Source organism: Streptococcus sp. HMSC072D05 (assembly GCF_001815805.1).
Taxonomy (GTDB): Bacteria; Bacillota; Bacilli; order Lactobacillales; family Streptococcaceae; genus Streptococcus.
In genome coordinates, this window is sequence record NZ_KV822044.1 from 40,303 (window position 1) to 40,650 (window position 348).

At 46.3% G+C, this 348-nt stretch carries 1 pseudogene; it reads left to right on the forward strand.

Annotation, left to right across the window (positions count from 1 at the left end):
* A pseudogene (locus HMPREF3057_RS10550) lies at positions 1-348 on the forward strand (hypothetical protein); the annotation flags it as partial.

Genomic DNA, 348 nt, shown 5'->3' on the forward strand with positions numbered 1-348 from the left:
GAGCTTGGATCCAACAAGGAAGCTAAGAAGAAATTATTAGAAATTGCTGACCAAGCCATTGCTGCCATCCAAGAAGCTAAAACTCAGGAAGCAGTCAATCAAGCGCTAGAAACTGCTCTCGAACAAATCAGCAAGCTCCAAGCAGCTCAGCCTGAAAAACCTGCTGAACCGGAAAAGCCAGCTCAACCAGAAACTCCAGTTCAACCTGAGAAACCTGCTGAGCCTGAAAAACCTGCTCAACCTGAGAATCCAGTTCAACCTGAGAAACCTGGCCAGCCTGATCAACCAGCTGAACCAAAACAACCGGAAATTGAGTATGATAAGGCTATGGACAGCTTGACAAAAGCT